At 29.7% G+C, this 19,074-nt stretch carries 13 protein-coding genes; 3 read left to right on the forward strand and 10 right to left on the reverse strand.

Translation table 11 applies throughout. From position 1 onward, the window contains the following. Positions 1 to 152: 152 nt before the first annotated feature. The 7 genes from BLS77_RS05200 to BLS77_RS05230 form a co-directional block, all read right to left on the reverse strand. Positions 153 to 8,690 carry a glycoside hydrolase family 94 protein gene (locus BLS77_RS05200; RefSeq protein WP_089966625.1) on the reverse strand — a complete coding sequence of 2,846 codons (8,538 nt, stop codon included), beginning with the start codon at positions 8,688 to 8,690 and terminating at the stop codon, positions 153 to 155. A gap of 175 nt (positions 8,691 to 8,865) precedes the next feature. Beyond that, complete coding sequence (locus BLS77_RS05205) at positions 8,866 to 9,075, reverse strand: heavy-metal-associated domain-containing protein (protein WP_089966627.1); 210 nt, start codon at positions 9,073 to 9,075, stop codon at positions 8,866 to 8,868. A 79-nt stretch (positions 9,076 to 9,154) separates the two neighbouring features. Further along, complete coding sequence (locus BLS77_RS05210) at positions 9,155 to 11,614, reverse strand: heavy metal translocating P-type ATPase (protein ID WP_089966629.1); 2,460 nt, start codon at positions 11,612 to 11,614, stop codon at positions 9,155 to 9,157. 18 nt (positions 11,615 to 11,632) lie between these two features. Further along, on the reverse strand, positions 11,633 to 11,896 hold the full coding sequence (locus BLS77_RS05215; RefSeq protein ID WP_089966631.1) for a metal-sensing transcriptional repressor: 264 nt from the start codon (positions 11,894 to 11,896) through the stop codon (positions 11,633 to 11,635). A 109-nt stretch (positions 11,897 to 12,005) separates the two neighbouring features. After that, positions 12,006 to 12,722 carry a hypothetical protein gene (locus BLS77_RS05220; protein ID WP_089966633.1) on the reverse strand — a complete coding sequence of 239 codons (717 nt, stop codon included), beginning with the start codon at positions 12,720 to 12,722 and terminating at the stop codon, positions 12,006 to 12,008. Positions 12,723 to 12,860: 138 nt separating this feature from the next. Then, the gene (locus BLS77_RS05225; protein ID WP_089966635.1) at positions 12,861 to 14,243 is read right to left on the reverse strand and encodes a sensor histidine kinase; all 1,383 of its coding nucleotides are present in this window, start codon (positions 14,241 to 14,243) and stop codon (positions 12,861 to 12,863) included. Next, a complete protein-coding gene (locus BLS77_RS05230; protein ID WP_089966637.1) occupies positions 14,244 to 14,930 on the reverse strand; it encodes a response regulator transcription factor in 687 nt (228 codons plus the stop codon). It lies immediately after the preceding gene. 315 nt (positions 14,931 to 15,245) lie between these two features. Between BLS77_RS05230 and BLS77_RS05235 the strand changes: the two genes are divergently transcribed. Continuing rightward, the gene (locus BLS77_RS05235; protein WP_089966639.1) at positions 15,246 to 15,479 is read left to right on the forward strand and encodes a hypothetical protein; all 234 of its coding nucleotides are present in this window, start codon (positions 15,246 to 15,248) and stop codon (positions 15,477 to 15,479) included. A gap of 279 nt (positions 15,480 to 15,758) precedes the next feature. On the opposite strand, the gene BLS77_RS05240 is transcribed toward BLS77_RS05235, so the two are convergent. Then, positions 15,759 to 16,106, reverse strand: coding sequence for a four-helix bundle copper-binding protein (locus BLS77_RS05240; protein ID WP_089966641.1), 348 nt, complete (start codon positions 16,104 to 16,106; stop codon positions 15,759 to 15,761). 264 nt (positions 16,107 to 16,370) lie between these two features. On the opposite strand from BLS77_RS05240, the gene BLS77_RS05245 reads away from it, so the two are divergent. After that, positions 16,371 to 16,832 carry a DUF2691 family protein gene (locus BLS77_RS05245; RefSeq protein ID WP_089966643.1) on the forward strand — a complete coding sequence of 154 codons (462 nt, stop codon included), beginning with the start codon at positions 16,371 to 16,373 and terminating at the stop codon, positions 16,830 to 16,832. A gap of 135 nt (positions 16,833 to 16,967) precedes the next feature. Here the strand turns inward: BLS77_RS05245 and BLS77_RS05250 are convergent, their stop codons facing one another. Next, positions 16,968 to 17,804, reverse strand: a complete 837-nt coding sequence (locus BLS77_RS05250) for an alpha/beta fold hydrolase (RefSeq protein WP_089966645.1) — start codon at positions 17,802 to 17,804, stop codon at positions 16,968 to 16,970. A gap of 321 nt (positions 17,805 to 18,125) precedes the next feature. Continuing rightward, positions 18,126 to 18,434: a hypothetical protein gene (locus tag BLS77_RS05255; RefSeq protein ID WP_089966647.1), complete on the reverse strand. Its 309-nt coding sequence runs from the start codon at positions 18,432 to 18,434 to the stop codon at positions 18,126 to 18,128. A gap of 243 nt (positions 18,435 to 18,677) precedes the next feature. Between BLS77_RS05255 and BLS77_RS20245 the strand changes: the two genes are divergently transcribed. Next, entirely contained in the window at positions 18,678 to 18,851 is a 174-nt protein-coding gene (locus tag BLS77_RS20245) for a cytidine/deoxycytidylate deaminase family protein (protein WP_242873941.1), read from the forward strand. Positions 18,852 to 19,074: the final 223 nt, after the last annotated feature.

Consider the following 19,074-nt stretch of genomic DNA (forward strand, 5'->3'; position numbering starts at 1 on the left):
CCACAATGATTATAATCATAGTTATTTTAGAAACTATTATTGAACACTTTAAACCTTCATAACACAAAAAGAGTTTTAACATCAATTAAGATGTTAAAACTCTTTTCACATAGAAAGCTAACTAATGCATTTATAAATAACAACTTAACGTTTTAAATTATTACTATTACATCAACTTCACCTTTTGTTTTTGGTATTAAGCTTCCGACAATTTTCTTTCCATTTATGCTTATACCTTTTTCGGCTCCTCTAATTACTTTTATATGATATTTTGCATCTTCTTCTTTTATATCTATTTCATATTCGTTCCAATCATTTGGCACACATGGTTTTATTTCATAGCCTTTTCCTTCTACTTTTCTTAGACCTAAAATATCTTCAAGACCAACTTTATACATCCATCCAGATGCTCCAGTGTACCAGCTCCATCCGCCTCTTCCACCATGAGGTTCTTTTATGTAGACATCTGCTGCCATAACATAGGGTTCAACCTTATAGTTTCTAGCTTCTCTTTCTGTGTTTGAATGATTTATTGGATTTATCATGTTGTAATATTGCCATGCTTTATCTCCCATACCTAGCTTTGTTAATGCGAGGATTACCCATACTGCTGCATGAGTATATTGGCCACCATTTTCTCTAACTCCAGGAACATAGCCTTTTATATAACCTGGTTCCAAATTAGAATTATTAAATGGAGGTGATAATAGCATTATCATTCCTTTATCTTTGTTTACTAAATATTTATCTACAGATTTCATTGCTTCTATGCTTCTCTCTTTGTTTGCAGCACCTGATATAATTGACCAACTTTGTGCTAATGAATCTATTTTACATTCATCATTTTCCTTAGAACCTAATGGAGTTCCATCGTCAAAGTAAGCTCTTCTATACCAATCTCCATCCCAACCGTTCTTTTCTTGATTTTCTTTTATGAACTCTTGGAATTTCAAGTACTCTTCTTTTTTATCATTATCATTTTGCTTTTCACAAATATCTGTAAATCCATCTAGTATTTTATATAAGAACCAACCTAGCCATACACTTTCCCCTTTGCCTTTATTTCCTACAGTACTCATTCCATCGTTCCAATCTCCACTACCCATAAGAGGTATATTATGCTCTCCAAACTTCAATGCTCTATCTATAGCTTTTAGGCAATGCTCGTAAATAGTTCCTTCTTTATTACTCTTATTTACTATTGTGTATCTTTCATCTTCGCCTTCCCTTAGAGGTTCATCTTCTAAGTATGATACTTTTTCTTTTAAAATATCATAGTCTCCTGTTGATTCTATGTATCCAATAAGTACATATGGTAACCATAATAAATCATCTGAAAATCTTGTTCTTATACCAGAATTAATAACTGGATGCCACCAATGTTGAACATCACCTTCTACATATTGCCTTGATGCGCTTCTTAAAATTTGTTCTCTTGTAACTTTAGGATTTAATATTCCAATTGATATTGAATCCTGAAGTTGATCTCTGAACCCATAAGCTCCACCTGATTGATAAAAGGCTGTTCTTGCTAAATATCTACAACTTAATGTTTGATACATTAACCATCCATTTAGCATATAGTCCATTGATGGATCTGGTGTCTTAACTTGTATATTTCCTAGGAAATTTGACCAGTATTGTTTTACATTTTCTAAAGAGTTATCAACTTCTGATATATTATTGTATTTTTCAATTCTTTCTTCTATTAAATTCTCTTCTTCCTCTTGCCCTAATATTATAACTAAATCTCTTTTTTCTCCAGATTTAAGCTTTATTTTAGTTGAAGCTGCAAGACAAGGATCTAATATTCCTCCAGAATTATTTGATAACATTTCATATTTTAAAGCTCTAGGAGTTGATAAATCTCCTCCTATTCCTATAAACTCTTTTCTATCTCCTGTGAAGCTTTGTTTGTCTCCACCTTTTATTGATAAATAAGCTTTTAGTTTTCCAAAATATTTACTAAAAGGATTTTGGCCTCCAATGTAATTCCCTTGGATATATGTACTTATGTATTTTGAACTTTCGTAATTATGTACTCCAAGGACTAATTGAGCATAGTAGAACAAAGATAATTCTTTATCTACTGATGATAAATTTTCAAGAGTTACTTTATAAAGCTTTAACTTCTCACCTTTTGGTGAAAAAGCAGTCATTACTCCACTAATATTATATGCAGTATGTCTAAAAGTGGAGTAACCAAAGCTATGCTCTATAATATATTCTCCACCGTCTCTTATAGGCTTTGGAGTTATACTGAAATATTCTCCTGTATTATCATCTCTTATATATAAAGCTTCTCCAAGTGGATCTATTACCCAATCGTTGCTCCAAGGCGTTATTTTATTTTCCCTACTGTTTCCACACCAGGTATAGGATGCTCCCGCCTCGGAAATATGGAAGCCAAAATCTTCATTGGAAATGACATTGATCCATGGAGCAGGAGTGTTTTCATAGTTTTTAAGCTTAATTACATAGCTGTTTTTTTCTCTATTAAACCCTCCGTAGCCATTAAAGAAGTCTAGCTTCTTTTCATCAAAATCATGATTTCCCTGTTTTATTAATTTTTCTTCATTTAATTTAGTTTTGTGTTTTGTGTTTTTAAGTGTATTCACTTTTTTAATTTGAGTAGGTTCTTCTATATTTTCTTCCTCTATAATGTTATTTGAAACTTGTTTTCTAATTCCTTTAACATTATAAAGTTCCTTATGTCTTAAATAATTTTTTGGTTCATCATCATTAGCTAATCCTATTTGATTTACTAAAGTACCATTCTTTGAATCTATGAAAAGCCTTGCTATTCCTATTAGGAAAAATTTAATTTCTTCTCCCATAGTAGCTTTATTATGAATAAAGATCCCTGCTGGTTTATTTAGGTTATCTCTTGAATTAGAATTTCTTATTGATTCTCCAATGCTTTTTTGTAATGGTTCTTCATAAGATATTTCCTCTTCATTATATATAATTAAATCAACTTTAAGCCCTTTCGCTCTCCAGTAAAAATGCATGTTAACCACTTGCGCTACCAGATCAATATCATCTTCATTATTAACCACTAACATTACAATTGGTAAATCTCCGGATATTCCATAGGCCCAAAGATTTTCTTGATTCAATTTTATATCTTTTATAAATGTTTCCCTATTTTCTCTTCCACTATTCAGAAATAATATATTGGATGCTAATCTTTGATATATATTTGCCTGCGCAGATTTTACTCCTATATACTTTAATTCTAATTGACTTGAATAGTTATAGCTTTCTGAAACCTTTTCTATTATTTTTGTATTGCTATATTTAGCCTGCAAATTTAAAACTTCGTTTTTACTCTCACCAACAGCTGTTATATAATAGATTTCGCATTCTTCCCCAGCTTTTATTTTTAGCTTTGTTCTTAGACTCATTATTGGATCTAGAACTATTCCTGTAGTGTTGCTCAAGGCTGCATCATTATCCATAACTTCTGGCGATTTCAAATCTCTGCCTCTTCCTATAAAGTTTATTCTTGATGTTTCATAACTCATTTGGCTATTTTCCAGGTTATCTACTACTATTTTATTAAGAATATAAGGTGTTTTACCCTCCTTTGATCTTGCTCTTCTGTTTCCTATTAAACTTTGTGTTTCTTCATCAAATTCAGTGTTTATAAACAAATTAGAGAAACCAGGATGAACAACATCAGCTTCAAACGACGCTAAAGTAACTTCTAAATAACTTGTTATCTCAATGTTTTTTTCATCTTCTCCAGTATTTCTAAATGTTAACTTTCTTATTTCAACATCATCCTCTGTTGATAATACTACTTCATAATTTGTTTCTATATTCTTATCTTTTCTTTGGAATTTTGCCTTATCTAAGGTAAACTCCACATTGTAATTCCAATCCTTTTTGCAAGGTTCATATGTAGCACTCCAATATTCTTTAGACCCTTGATCTTTTATATAGAAAAACATTCCTGTTGAATCAGTTGTAGAATCACCTTTCCATCTATAAACTGTCATATCATCTTTTTTAGAATACCCACTTCCATTTTGAGTAATCATGGTACTATAACTTCCATTTGACAACAATAAGATTTCTGGATCATCACTTTTTGTTCCCTCAAATATTCTTGGAACAAAATATTGCTTTTCTATCTTATTTTCAGGGTTATTAATATCCACTTCTCTTTCAAATATTATATTATTTGAAACTCTTTCTTTTAATAGTAGTTCTGTTGCTTTTATCTCTGGTATATTATGAAATCTTTCTTGTAATATGTTATTATTTAAAACATTATCTAATGCCATTAGAGACATTCCTAAATGATGTACCATATAACATCTTACTTCTTTTTCTTTTTCACTTTCACCTTTTAAAGCTCTTCCCGCTGTATAATCTAAAGCTTCTATAAACCCATATTTTCCTAGAGCTCCAAGAGATTTAATAGCTCTTAAATTATCTATTGCGCCATCATTTTTATAAGGTAGTGTCATTATTGTTGAATAAGGTGATATTACAACTTCATCTTCAAGACCTCTTTTCAAACCTATTCCAGGAACTCCAAATGCTTTATATTGATAATTTTGATCTACATCAAATTCATAATATGCCGATTCTGAAATTCCCCATGGAGTTTTTCTATTACTTGCATAATCTTTTTGCGCTTCTATTACCGAGTTATAAGTTACATCTAATAGAGTCTCTTTATAACTTTTCATTATTTGAAATGGCATAAAATACTCAAACATAGTTCCACTCCATGAAACTAAACTTTTTTGTCCGAATGCTTTAGTCATATTCCTACTTAAATTATACCAATGACTTTTAGGCACTTCCCCTCTTGCTATTGCAAGAAATGATGCTGTTCTTGCTTCTGATGCCATTAAATCATAATAAGAATCTCCAAGACTATCTTCTTCTAAATTATATCCTATTGAAAATAATCCTCTTTCTTCATTAAATAATGATTTAAAATTCATAGCATCCATTATGTTTTGAATTTCAGAAATTATTTCTTCTATTCTAGCTTCAAAATCATCTAATCTTTTTATTCTTTTTTCTAGTATATTTGTAAATGCTTCCTCTTGAGTATCTTTAATTTTATTTAAAAATTCTTTTGTTTCTATTATTGACGGGCTTCTTTCTCCCATAAATGTATCTTTAACTATTTTTTCAATTCCACCAAATATAGATTCATAAAAATCTAACTTCATTTCAGCTTCTATTTTTGATTTATTTATCCAATAATGTTCCTTAGTATCTTTTTCTTCATTAACATAGCTCTCTAATAAATTATTAATAGTTACTAGCTCACTTTCTAAAATCTCTTTATATTCTCTTACATCTATTTCATCTGGTAGGCTATCTTCTATATCACTATTATCTTCTTCTCTAATTAATGAATAGCTATCTTTTAATGATTTTAATTCATCCTTTTTAATTAAAGGTTTGTTTTTAAAGTCATTTAATGTTTCTTTTATTATCCATAAATAACCTAGAAGATTTCCACTATCTACTGTAGATACGTATCTTGGCCATAGAGAACTTTTATTTTTTGTATCATACCAGTTCAAATAATGTCCCTTGTATTTTTCAAGATCTCTCATTCCTGCTAGTTCTTCTTCTAATCGATTTATAACTTCACCCATTGTAATGTAGCCTAAATCATAAGCCATTATATTACTTATGAGCCCCATACCAATATTAGTTGGTGAAGTTCTATGTGCTATTCCCTTAAAAGGCTTTTCTTGATAGTTGTCTGGTGGCAGAAAATTATTTTCTTCATTAACAAAATCTTCATAATATGCCCAAATACTTCTACTTAAGCTTCTTAAAAAGTTTTCGTCATCTTCTTCTAAATACTCTTTTACCTCAAACCCTATTTCAGAAATTTTATAGGCTAAAAATGGTGCAAATATCCATAGCACTACTAAAGGTATGCTAACTATTCCCATAATACTATAATTATTAAATGCTAGTATTAATATTAACACTGCCATAACTAATGATATCCACATTCTTCTATAATATCCACCAAGAGTATTTTTAACGGATTTTTCTGCCTCTTCTGCTGTTTTCCATTGCAACAAATTCTTTTTTGATATTACTAGCCTAAATAGTGTTCTGAATATAGCATCAATCATTAAATAAGATTGATAGGGTATAAAGCTTATTATTAATACTATTTGCTTTAAGCTTTTAAATGTTCCCATTAATTTGTTTTTAGGGGTAACAACAAAATCAATTATTGTAAAAACAAGTGGAGTTATTGCTGCAAATAATAGGAGCATAATAACCTGTTCTGCCCCTTTTAACACTGTTAGTGTTAAAATTAAACCAATTAATAAGCTTGGTGCTAAAAGACTTCTTCTGAGGTTATCGAATATTTTCCACTTTGAAAGAGCTGATAACTTAGATGAACCCATCCATCTTAAAAGTTGCCAATCTCCCCTTACCCATCTATGTAGTCTTAAACAACTAGATTCATAAAAGGCAGGATATCCATCTATAACTTCTACATCTGTTAGCAATCCACACCTTGCATAGCATCCTTCTAATAAATCATGAGAAAGAACTTTATTTTCGGGTATTTCATTTTTTAACACTTCATAAAACACATCAATATCCAGAATTCCTTTACCTGTGAAGCTTCCTTCTCCAAATAAATCTTGGTAGGTATCTGATGAGGCTGTTGAGTATCCGTCAATTCCTGCTTCTGCTCCAAATATTTTTGAAAATTGTGTTCTATCTTTACTTTCCAGTGTTATACCAACCTTTGGTTGCATTACTCCATATCCTCGAACTATCTTGCCATCTTTAAGAAGGGGAGTATTTAATATATGACTCATTGCCCCTACCATCTTTTTGGCTGCATCCATTGGAAGTATTGTGTCTGCATCTAATGTTATTATGTATTTTGCATTTTTTAAACCTTCAATATCACTACTTATAACTGTATAACTAGTTTCTTTTTCACCCTTTAGTAGTTCCATAAATTCCATGAGCTTTCCACGTTTTCTTTCATAGCCCATAAACACTTTTTCTTTTTTGTTGTAAATCCTTTTTCTATTTAAGAAAAAGAATTTTGGTTCTACACTATTTGCATATTTCTTGTTTAATACTTTTACATATCTTAATCCTTCTTCATTTATTTCTTTATCTAAACTATTTTCTTCTGTATTACTATCCTTAAAATCACCAAGAAGCACAAAATATAAGCCATCACATTTATTGGCTAAATAATAAACCTCAAGTTCTTTTAATAATTCTTTTGTTCTATTTACTGATGATAAAATTGTTGGAATTACTACTATTGTTTTATTGCTTTCATTTATAGCTTTTGTGTAATCTAATTTAGGTATATGTGCGGGTCTTCTTATTTTAACTACACTCCAATTAAATAACGTTATAGTTATTTCACTTGCTGGTATTAGCATTATTAAAAATGCAATTATGTACTGCGTTTTTGTATAACCTGCACCTAATCCATATATTAATAAAATCACACCTAAATTAATAGCTAATGTTATTAAAGCTATTATTCCTAAGTATTTTGAGATTGACATTTTTAGCTTAAGAGGTCCTTTATAAGAAAACTCCTTAGCTAGTATTTCATCTCCTTCATCTATTAGATAATATCCAACATGAGCTTTGAACTTTTCCTTTTCTTCATTCATTGCAAGCATTGATAATTTTAATGCACTATTTACTATGTTTTTTTCTGAAGTATTAAACTTTCTTGATAATTCTTCTACTTTATGTCTGTAATAATCCCTTGATGAGAATTCCATTTTCTTATAAGTTTCACTTGGATCTTTCATTAATAATTTTTCTACTTCTGAAGTTTTATCAAAAAACTTCTTCCAGTTTATAGATTCTATAACTCGAAGTGAACTTATTGTACTTCCTATAGATGTTTCTATAGATGCTTCCTTCATTTGCTCTTTTATAAAAGCTTTTTTAATGCTATCTTCATCTTTGTTTTGCAATCTGTCTAACCCAAATTTAAATATTCTTTCATCTTCAATGGAATTATCTCTTAATATTTTAAAGAATTTTTCAATAAACTCAGCAGAAAATAAACCATCATGTAAAGATTCATCATCTCCTATAAAACTTATTTCATTATCATTATCACTTATTTTATTATTTTTAATTGGATATTCCTTTGACAATTTTAATAATAAAGCTTCAACTTTACATTGATCATATGCATCAACCACTATATTGGCAAGTTTTGTGGCTCCTTCTCTTTGTTTTTGAACCAAAACCATTTTGCTTGTTACTCCTGCTAAATTGATTATAAGTGCTATTCTAATCATTAATGGAAATGCCCAAAGTTCTCCCATTGTTAAATCTATCTTTGTATTTTTTATAAACTTTATAAGCTCTTCTTCTTTTATCATTGCCTGATTTTTAATTACATAATCCTTTGCTAAATAATAAATTCTAGGACAATCCCTATTATCATTATCTTTCATTGGTAAGTTATTAAAATAACTTAGCGGAAGGTTAACTTTTATGGCTTTATATTCTTTTTCTATTAGATAAATATTATCCAATAGCCATTCACTTGCAAATGCAATTTCCTCCCCCTGTTTAGCTAACTTATTTAGATATTTGTGATTGTGTAATATTCCACTAAAGGCTTCTTTTAACTCTAACAAAACTGCTTTTCTGCATATTAGGGAATTATTCTCATTCATAAATTTCTCTCCTTTTATAGCAACTTTTTATCAACGAGGTTATTATTCCCAAGATTTATTTATTTACTCTTATTTTATAAATACTCTAATAAGTAGGCAAAAAAAATAAGAAGTAAAGTTCCCTTTAACAAGGAAATTTCACTTCTTATTTGGAAAATATTACACCCCTGGGGTGCTATTCTATTCCCACAACTTCATATCCTGCATCATCAATAGCAAATTTTATATCTTCATCATTTACATCTACTGATACTTCAATAATTGCTGTTTTAGCATCTAAATCTACAGTTACACTAGTTACTCCATTAAGTTCACTTAACGCCTCCTTAACATGATTAACACAATGTCCACAACTCATTCCCTCAACTAATATTTTCTTTTCCATTTTTTATTCCTCCTCAAATTTATATATTGTTTTTTGAAACCTTGGAAAATATTACACCCATGTGGTGCCTATACTTACCTTATTTAACTGGTTTAAATCCCTTTAGTCTTAATGCATTTAATAAAACTGATACTGAGCTAAAACTCATAGCTGCAGCTGCAATAATTGGATTTAAAAGCGGACCTCCAAATATATATAAAATCCCCATGGCAACTGGAATTCCTAATATATTATATCCAAATGCCCAAAATAGATTTTGTTTAATATTTGTGATAGTCTCCTTACTTAATTGTATGGCCGTCGGAACATCCATTAAATCACTTTTCATAAGAACTATATCGGCAGATTCCATAGCCACATCTGTACCTGAACCTATAGCAATTCCAATATCTGCTTGTGCAAGTGCTGGAGCATCGTTTATACCATCACCTACCATTGCAACTTTCTTCCCTTCTGCTTGAAGCTTTTTAACTTCATTTGCTTTATCTTGGGGAAGAACTTCAGCTAAAATTCTATCTATTCCAACTTGTTTTGCTATAGCTTCAGCAGTTCTTTTGTTGTCACCAGTAATCATTGCTACTTCTATTCCCATTTTACGAAGCTTTTCTATAGCCTTTTTGCTGTTTTCCTTAACAGTATCCGCAACAGCAATAATCCCTGCCATTTTTTCATTTATGGCTATATACATAGGCGTTTTACCTTCACTAGCTAGCTTATTAGAAGTTTCTTCAAGATTCTGCAATGATATATTTCTTTCAACCATAAGCTTTCTGTTTCCAAGTAAAATGTTTTTACCATCTATTTTCACTTCAATTCCATGACCTGGAATTGCTTTAAAGAAATCTAAATTTTTAAATTCTAATCCCTTTTCTTCTGCACCTTTTACTATTGCTTCACCAAGAGGATGTTCAGAACTTTTTTCTGCTGATGCCGCTAACTGTAATAAATCATTTTGTGTTATGCCATTTGTAACAACTATATCTGTAACCTTTGGCTTACCTTCTGTAATAGTACCTGTTTTATCAAATACTATAGTTTTTATCTTGTGAGCAGTTTCTAATGCAACTCCACTTTTTATTAAAACACCATATTCTGCTCCTCTGCCGGTACCAACCATTATAGCTGTTGGAGTTGCTAGCCCTAGTGCACAAGGACAGGCAATTACTAAAACAGATATAAATATAGTTAATGAAAATACTCCTGTTTCACCAGACATATACCATACAATTGCTGATATAATAGCCAGAGACATAACTACAGGAACAAAATAACCTGAAATTATATCAGCCAATTTAGCTATTGGAGCTTTTGACCCTTGAGCATCTTCTACTAATTTTATAATTTGAGCTAAAGCTGTATCTTTACCAACTTTTGTTACTTCATATTTTATTGCACCATTTTTATTTATACTTGCACCTATTATTTTATCACCAATAGTTTTTTCTACTGGCATGCTTTCTCCTGTAAGCATTGACTCATCTACAGAGGTTATCCCATGAACAACTACTCCATCTACAGGCATTTTTTCCCCTGGTTTAACTAGAATGATGTCACCTACTTCAACTTCTTCTATAGGAGTTTCTATTTCTTTACCATCTCTTATTATTATTGCTGTTTTAGGAGCAAGACCCATTAGTTTTTTAATAGCTTCTGATGTCTTCCCCTTTGTAACTGATTCTAAATATTTACCAAGTGTAATAAGAGTTATAATAACTGCTGCTGATTCAAAATATAAATCATAGGCATAATCTATGTTTCCTCCAAAAATCTGTACTATAGCAAATATTCCATATAAAAATGCTGCTGAAGTACCCATTGCAATTAAGGAATCCATATTAGGACTCTTTCTTACTAGAGATTTAAATCCTACTTTAAAGAATCTATTACCAGCTATCATAACTGGAATCACTAATACCAATTGTACTATTGCAAACACTCTAGGGCTGCTCATAGGATCAATAAATTTTGGAAGGCTGTATCCAAATTTTTCTCCTACCATGTGTCCCATAGATATCACAAGTAGAGGTATAGTAAATATTAAAGAAATAATAAATTTCTTCCATAATAATTTGATCTCTTTTTCTTTCTTTTCTTTATCTTCATCTATATTAGTATCTTCCTCTTCAAATGCTTTATATCCAGCCTTTTCTATTGCCTTTTTTATATCAGAAACTCTAATCTTTGAAGATTCATAACTTATACTTAACTTTTCTGTTGCAAAGTTTACATTAGAATCAATAACCCCATCTAATTTTTTTGTTACTCTTTCTACAGCTTTTGCACAAGCTGAACAAGTCATACCTTCTATTTTTAATGTTTTATTACGGGCTTCAATAACAGCCTTGTATCCAGCTTTTTCTATAGCTGCTTGAATATCTGATACAGATACCACTGTTTCATCAAAGCTTACATTAAGTTTTTCTGTAGCAAAATTCACACTTGCTTCAGAAACTCCTTGAACTTTTTTAGATGTTCTCTCTACAGCTTTTGCACAAGCTGAACAGGTCATTCCTTCTATTTTTAATGACTTAGTTGCCATGTATTTCATCTCCCTTACTTACTTCATTATTTTAGATAAAATGTCTATAATTTCATCTATTTTTTCATCACCGTTATCCAGCTTAACAGCATCCTTAACACAATGATCTATATGCTGCTTTAGAATTAACAAATTTGCTTTTTTCAAAAGAGCTTGAGCTGCAATTATTTGGTTAGATATATCAACGCAATACCTTCCATCTTCAATCATCTTTATAATTCCTTCAATTTGTCCTCTACAAGTTTTTAAGGATTGTAATGCTTTCCTTTGTTCTTCGTTCATAATGTACCGCCTTTTTAATACTCCCCTATATGGGAGTGGTATATTTTTAGTATAATACATATATAAAAATCACTTTCCTCTTGTTAAGAGGGCTATAACTGTAAAAATTTTATTTGTTTATATCATATATTTTTACTATTTGATCTGGATTTTCTCCCATTCCCATATTATCCTTAGACGCTTCTCTAAATATCCAACCACTTCCCTCAAGCTTGCTAACATCAAGACCTGCTTGTACAAGAGGTTCAGCCTTAAGTACAAATATCATATCTTCATCATTTAAATCTAGATTTTCAGTCCACTGCACTTCATTATCTTCCCCAAGTGTTAATCTGTAATGCTGTTGATCTTCATGGTATTTTATAATACTTGGATCTACTTTTAATAATCTTCTCATGGAATCTTCTGATCCTTTAGAAGTTTCTTTTTTATCACTTACATTATATGGCCTTATTAATCTATTTGGTAAATCTTGTCCATCTTCTTTTTCTGCTGGTTTATATAACCACTCATTTGGGTCTAATTTATTAACATCTAGTCCTGCTTCAATAAGTGGATCAGCTAACATTACCATAGCAAAATCTGCTTTATTTGCTGACATATCCTTGCTCCATTCAAACTTTTCTCCACCTGGAAGTTTAAAACCCCAATGTTGCAAAGCACTATGGAAGCCTTTATTTTCTGAATAAGTCTTAACAATTTCATTAAAAGCATTAAGAGCATTATCTGTATCTTCATTTCCTGTTACTGTCCTGCTACACCCTACAAAGGATAACACTATCATTGAAGAAATAATAAAAGCCACTAATTTTTTAGTCTTCTTCATATAATTACAACTCCTTATATTTATTTTGTCCTATATAAATATATAATAATTGAATCTTATGAAGACTGTATGAAGAAATAAGGAATTTCATTTTTTATTTCTTCATATTTCTTTATAATGCTTCTGAATTTATTGATATTAATTATTTTTTTCAAGTACTTTACTAAAGTAAACTTTGAAACTAGTCCCCTGACCATAATTACTTTCTACATCTATATTTGCAGAATGAAGCAGTAATATATTTTTAGCAATAGTTAACCCTATACCACTTCCTTCAATTTCATTTCTGCTTTTATCTCCTCTATAAAGCCTTTCAAATATAAAAGATAAATCCTCTTTATTTATTCCAATACCATTATCCTTAACCTCTACTATTATATTTTTATTATTATCATACAGATTTATAGATATTTCACCATGACTATTAGTAAATTTCAGTGCATTTGATATTAGGTTTATAAAGACTTGCTTTAGTTTATCCTTATCACCAGTTATTTTATAATTTTTGTTAGGTTGTATATTGTATTCCATATTAATATGTTTGTTTTTTGCTGCCATATAAAAGTCATCACATATAACTTGTATTAATTCATCTAAAAGTAAGGTTTCAAAATTAAGCTTTACACTCTCTGACTCAAACTCATTTAGAACATTTAAATTATTTAATAACCCTCCAAACCTTACTACTTCCTCGTTTAAATAATTTAACCTTTCTGTTGAAACTGGGAAAATCCCATCTATCATAGCCTCTAAATTATTCTGTAGTATATTTAAAGGAGTTCTTATCTCATGTGATATATCAGATACTAATCTTTTTCTAAGCATATCCTGCTGATTTAATTTTCCACCTAATATATTAATACTCTCCCTTAAATTTTCTAATTCTTCAATATTACTTTTTGTACCAGATTTTATATCAAAGTTACCTTTTGATAAGTTTACAGACATACTGGCAACTTCTTTAATTGGACTTGAAAATTGCTTTGAAAAATAAAGACTTATATAGATAATAATTACTAGAGTTATTACTCCACTAGCGATAATACTTTTATTTATTGCTGTTTTAAAATTCATGTCTTCTTCAGATAACAATACAGATGAATATTGACCCACATCTACATAACCAACTACAGTTCCATCAACATTTATTTCAAACCTGTTAGACTTATAAACCCCTTTATCTTTTACTAACATAGTGTTTAGATGCGTGCTATTTTTAATATCATCTGAATTCATTCCCCATATATATTCTTTATTATTATTAAGTAAAGTTAAACAATAATTTCCCATATAAGCCTCATGCATTAATTCAACACCTGAATCTTCATCCCACTTGCCTTCCTTTTTATACAGCTCTTCAAAGTAACCTACAATTCTTTCATATCTCTTATTTTGAGTATCTATCATATATTCATTAAATTTTTTACTTATAGTTACATTTACAAATAGTGTAATTAATAGTATTGATGAAATTGAGCATATAACAAATAAAATACTTAATCTTTTTCTAATAGTTTGCATTTAATTCCCCCCACCAAATTTATAGCCTACTTTCATAACCGTTATAATATATTTAGGTTTTTTTGTGTCTTCTTCTATCTTCTTACGTATATTTTTTATATGAACATCAATAGTTCTATCATATCCATCAAAATCTATACCACCTATTTTGCATAAAAGTTGTTCTCTTGATAGTACATTACCTTTATTTATAATAAGTGCATATAATATATCAAATTCATTGGGAGTAAATTGAACTTCTTCTCCATTTAATTTTACAGATCTTTTTTCATAATCAACAATTAATATTTCATCATCAAAAGAAAAATTTGAAGCCTTACTCTCTGATAATAATCTTCTAAATAACGAATTAACTCTAGCAGTTAATTCTCTTGGACTAAATGGTTTTACTAAATATTCATCAGCACCAATATTAAGCCCATCTATCTTTTCATTTAATGTTCCCTTGGCAGTAAGCATAAATATATGTACATCAGAACTTTGCCTTATTATTTTACATACTTCCTCTCCACTTATATCTGGAAGCATTAAATCAAGGATTATAAGTTTAAAATCAATTGTTTCAAATATTTCAATACCCTTTAAGCCTTTAGTAGTGCAGTAGACCTTATATCCTTCTTTCTCTAAGTAAGCCTTTAACACCTCTGATACTTTTTCTTCATCTTCAATTATTAAAATGTTATACATCTTTATCCACCTCTTATTTTATGTAATTATTATTTTTAAAATATATTCAATATATTAATTAAATCTTTTATTCACTACCTATTATATCAATTAGTTTTAAAGATATTATGAAGATTTATTATATTATTTATATTTTATTGCATAATTCTTTTTTTATTTAGGGCATCCTTGGAACTATGATGGATGTTTAATTGAATTTTAATGTGATTTTTTTATTTTCTTAAAGGTCATTTGGAATAATATTGTAATTTATGATATCATAATACTAAATAAGCAACAAAAAATCTGCAAACTATTCAGGGGAGGAAATTAAAAATGAAAGTATGGGAAAAAAATTATAATGGAAACACTATTCGCATTGAAAATCGATGGAGTGGAGAAAAATTGATTGTTAATGGAGAAGTTCAAGATGAGTGTATTGGTATTGCATCACGTTCAAGATTATGGGGTAAACTGCCAACTGGAGAAACAATAAAGGTTTCACTTGGTTGTGTTTTTACAGTGAATTGTGTTGTTTTTATAGATAATAAATTATTAATTAAATGTTAGATATATTCTGTAAAACAATTGGCCATTAAATTAAATTTGATATTAAGATATTTCCCAATTCAAATATCTGCATTATCATTAGGTAAAGCAGATATAGGATTTAATGAAGTGGCCTCATTATTACAGGAAAGATTAGAAAAACATAAAACAAATCAATTAACAATATTGTCATCTAGTTTTGGTCACAGTTGTAGAAAATTTCGTATATTTATACTATTAAAAAAATATAAATAAGAAGTTAGTAACATAATAAAGTTACTAACTTCCTATTTTAGGGTATTACATACCAGTCATTTTTTTACATTCATCAGCACATGAATAACATTCTGTACCACATCTCATGCAATGCTCATCTTTAAACATATCACATTCTGATGCACATTTTTCACAAATAGTAGCACATAGTTTACAATGTTCTTTTACAAATTGACCACCCATTGACATAAGTGATGATGACATTTGGCACATTTGTGCACATTCAACAAGAATGCTTATACAATTCTTTCTTTTATTAACATCAGCTTCATTTAAGCATGCTTTAAAACATTCATAACATGCCTGTTCACACCTATTACATGCATCAATACATGCTTGAGATTTGTTTGTTGAATTTGTTGCTATTCCCATTTTAAAAACTCCTTCACATATTTAATTTTTTCTACCAAATATATTATGTGTAAAATGAAAAATTTTCATACTAAAATCAAATGGGTAACTCTGATTTTATACAGCTGACCCTTATATACGAAAGCTTCAAAGGTTCCAATCAGTGTTTCTATAATGCAAATGTAAAATATGTAATTTTTATAAAATACATGTTAATATTGTTATATAGTTTTGATCACAGTTGTTAGATATTATGACTTATCTATGTATTAGGAGGATAATTAAATGAAAAATATGGGAGTAACTTTTACAATTCCGAATGAGTATGGAAAATACCTCTCCGGTATATTAGAACCTATACCATTTGGTGAGTACCAGTGGTCAATTGATAATGATGAAATACATATGTTGGAGAATAATGAATTTCTGTTTAAAGAAGAAGATAAACTAATACAAGGCGAAAGATTATATAATATTGCAAAAATAAATACTTACTATTTGGTTTTTGCTACTTTAAGGGCTTTCTTTAAAGATGGAACTGTTCAATCAGTACGGACTTATAAAGAATTTTTAGATAGCGATTGTCAAATAGCACTTGCAGTATATGATTGTTCTTATGTTATGTTTTGGTGCAAAAGCAATCAAACGGTAACAAATATGTATAGTTATGCCCTATCAAAGGGCTATGAAGATGTTGAATATATTTCTGAAAATGATTTACTTAAAGAAAAATATTATATTGAGTAAATCATCCGTGGCACAATATGAGTTGGCTTGATTGCTATTTTTATTGTTGTATATATTACGAACTAAACGTCCAGCAACATGTGTCGCTGGACTTGTTACTTTAACATAATATACATAGATATTATGTTAGAAGTCTTATTTTAAAATAGCTTTTATAAAATTACTCTTGATAAATTTCACCAATTCTTCGTTAAATTCGTTACGTTGGTCATAGAACGTCGCATGACCGCTATATTTAAATGGTATAAGTTTTGAATTTTTAATACCTCTTTTTTGTACTTCAGCTAGTGCAAATGGAACAACTTTGTCATGTATGCCATGAATAATTAAAGTAGGAACATTTATTTTTTCAAGATCAGAAAACAGTACTTCATTTATCCAAGTATTTGCAATAGCTGCAGTTGCCCACCCTGCTGCCTGTAATCCCAATTGAAAGAACCAATCAGAGAATGGTTCCGTTATATTTTGAAAGAAAAATATATTGCCGAAATCGCGCAGCATTTTAGGGCGATCAGTATATGTTCCCTGGATTATATCATCTATAACTTTTCTTGGTACCCCATAAGGGAAATTAGGACTCTGGATAAGACTAGGAGCCGCTGCGTCAAACAGAGCAAGTTTCGATACCCCATATTCTCTGTGCCTAGCCATGTATCTGATAGCAATTGCTCCTCCCGTGGAGTGCCCCGCAAGTATAAAATTATTTAATCTCAATGCATGTACTACGGCTCGAACATCGTCTGATAATCGATCGTAGTCATAGCCTGTGTAAGGCTTATCTGATTTACCAAATCCTCTCATATCTATACCAATACATCTATATCCCATTTTGGGAAGCTGATCAAACTGATACTCAAACAACTCATGACTTCCAGGCCAACCGTGAAGAAATAAGATTGTCTCCTCGCCCTCTGGGTTAATATCCTCTACATAAATATTTACATTTCCTTCTACTTTAATATAATATCCCAAGTAAATACCTCCATTAATAATTTATCCATTAACAATGTATTCCTTTTGAAGTACATATGTGAGTTATCTATCTAATTTTTAAACGCCATTATATTCAGTTATCAAAGAACGATGTCCATGTTATCAAACTTAATAGTTACTTCTCATTATTACGCTATTTTGAGTTGTCTTGATTGCGATGTTGAAAAATGTATTTTTTAAATATGAAGATTTCAATCAAATAAAAGAACATCCTTAATTTTTCACAATAATAGAGCCTTATGATTTCTTAATAATCATAAGGCTCTCAAATATTAATAATCACCTATATTATAGAATATATTATTCAATAGGTTGCTTGAATTTTGCTACTTCGTTATTACCATGATCATTATTTTTATTTTCACAGCAGCTCTTGTTTTTATTACCACCCATCATCATTGGAATCATTAAAATCATCATTACTGGACATAAGAATGGTACTATCCTTGCTAGTACTCCCCCAGTACTAGGACTAAATCTCATTATAAGTGGTAAAAAAGCTATAATTACTATAGGTAAACCACAGCAAATAACCATATGCAACATGTGCTTTAATGGGCTATGTTTGTGCTTTGATTTATTTTTTTTGTTATCTTTGTGACAATTCATACTTATTCCTCCTATATATTTTCAAATTTAAAATAATTATTATCTGATTACATCCTACATTATTTATATAAAGATTTTATGAAGATACTTTACTATGATTAATATTTATTTTAATATCAAATCAACAAAAGCAAATATTATCTCTATAATTTAATGAATACTGGTGATTTATGGTGTATATTATTTATATTAGACATGTATTTGAAAGGATGATAACTATGACATTTGATGAATTATATACTATTGAAAAAAACATTGAATCCTAAAAAACTTTTAAAAAATTCTCATTCAGGTTCTGTTGCAGCAGCAATTTTGAGTGAAAATGGTAGAGTTCATACTGGGGTATGTATAGATCCCCCTTGTTCTATGAGATTTTGTGCAGAACATTCTGCACTTGCTTCGATGATTACTGCTTGAGAAAATAGAATAGTTAAATTAATGGCAGTTTATAAAGATGGAACAATTGTCGCCCCCTGTGGACGATGTAGAGAATTTATTTGTCAAATTCATGATGACAATCATAAATGTGAGGTAATGCTAAAAAAAGATAAAGTCGTTATTATGGATGATTTATTACCTCATCGTTGGCAAACTACGTAATGAATAATATTCTTATATAATTTGGGTTACAGTTGTTAGA

The organism is Clostridium gasigenes, from assembly GCF_900104115.1.
Lineage (GTDB): Bacteria > Bacillota > Clostridia > Clostridiales > Clostridiaceae > Clostridium > Clostridium gasigenes.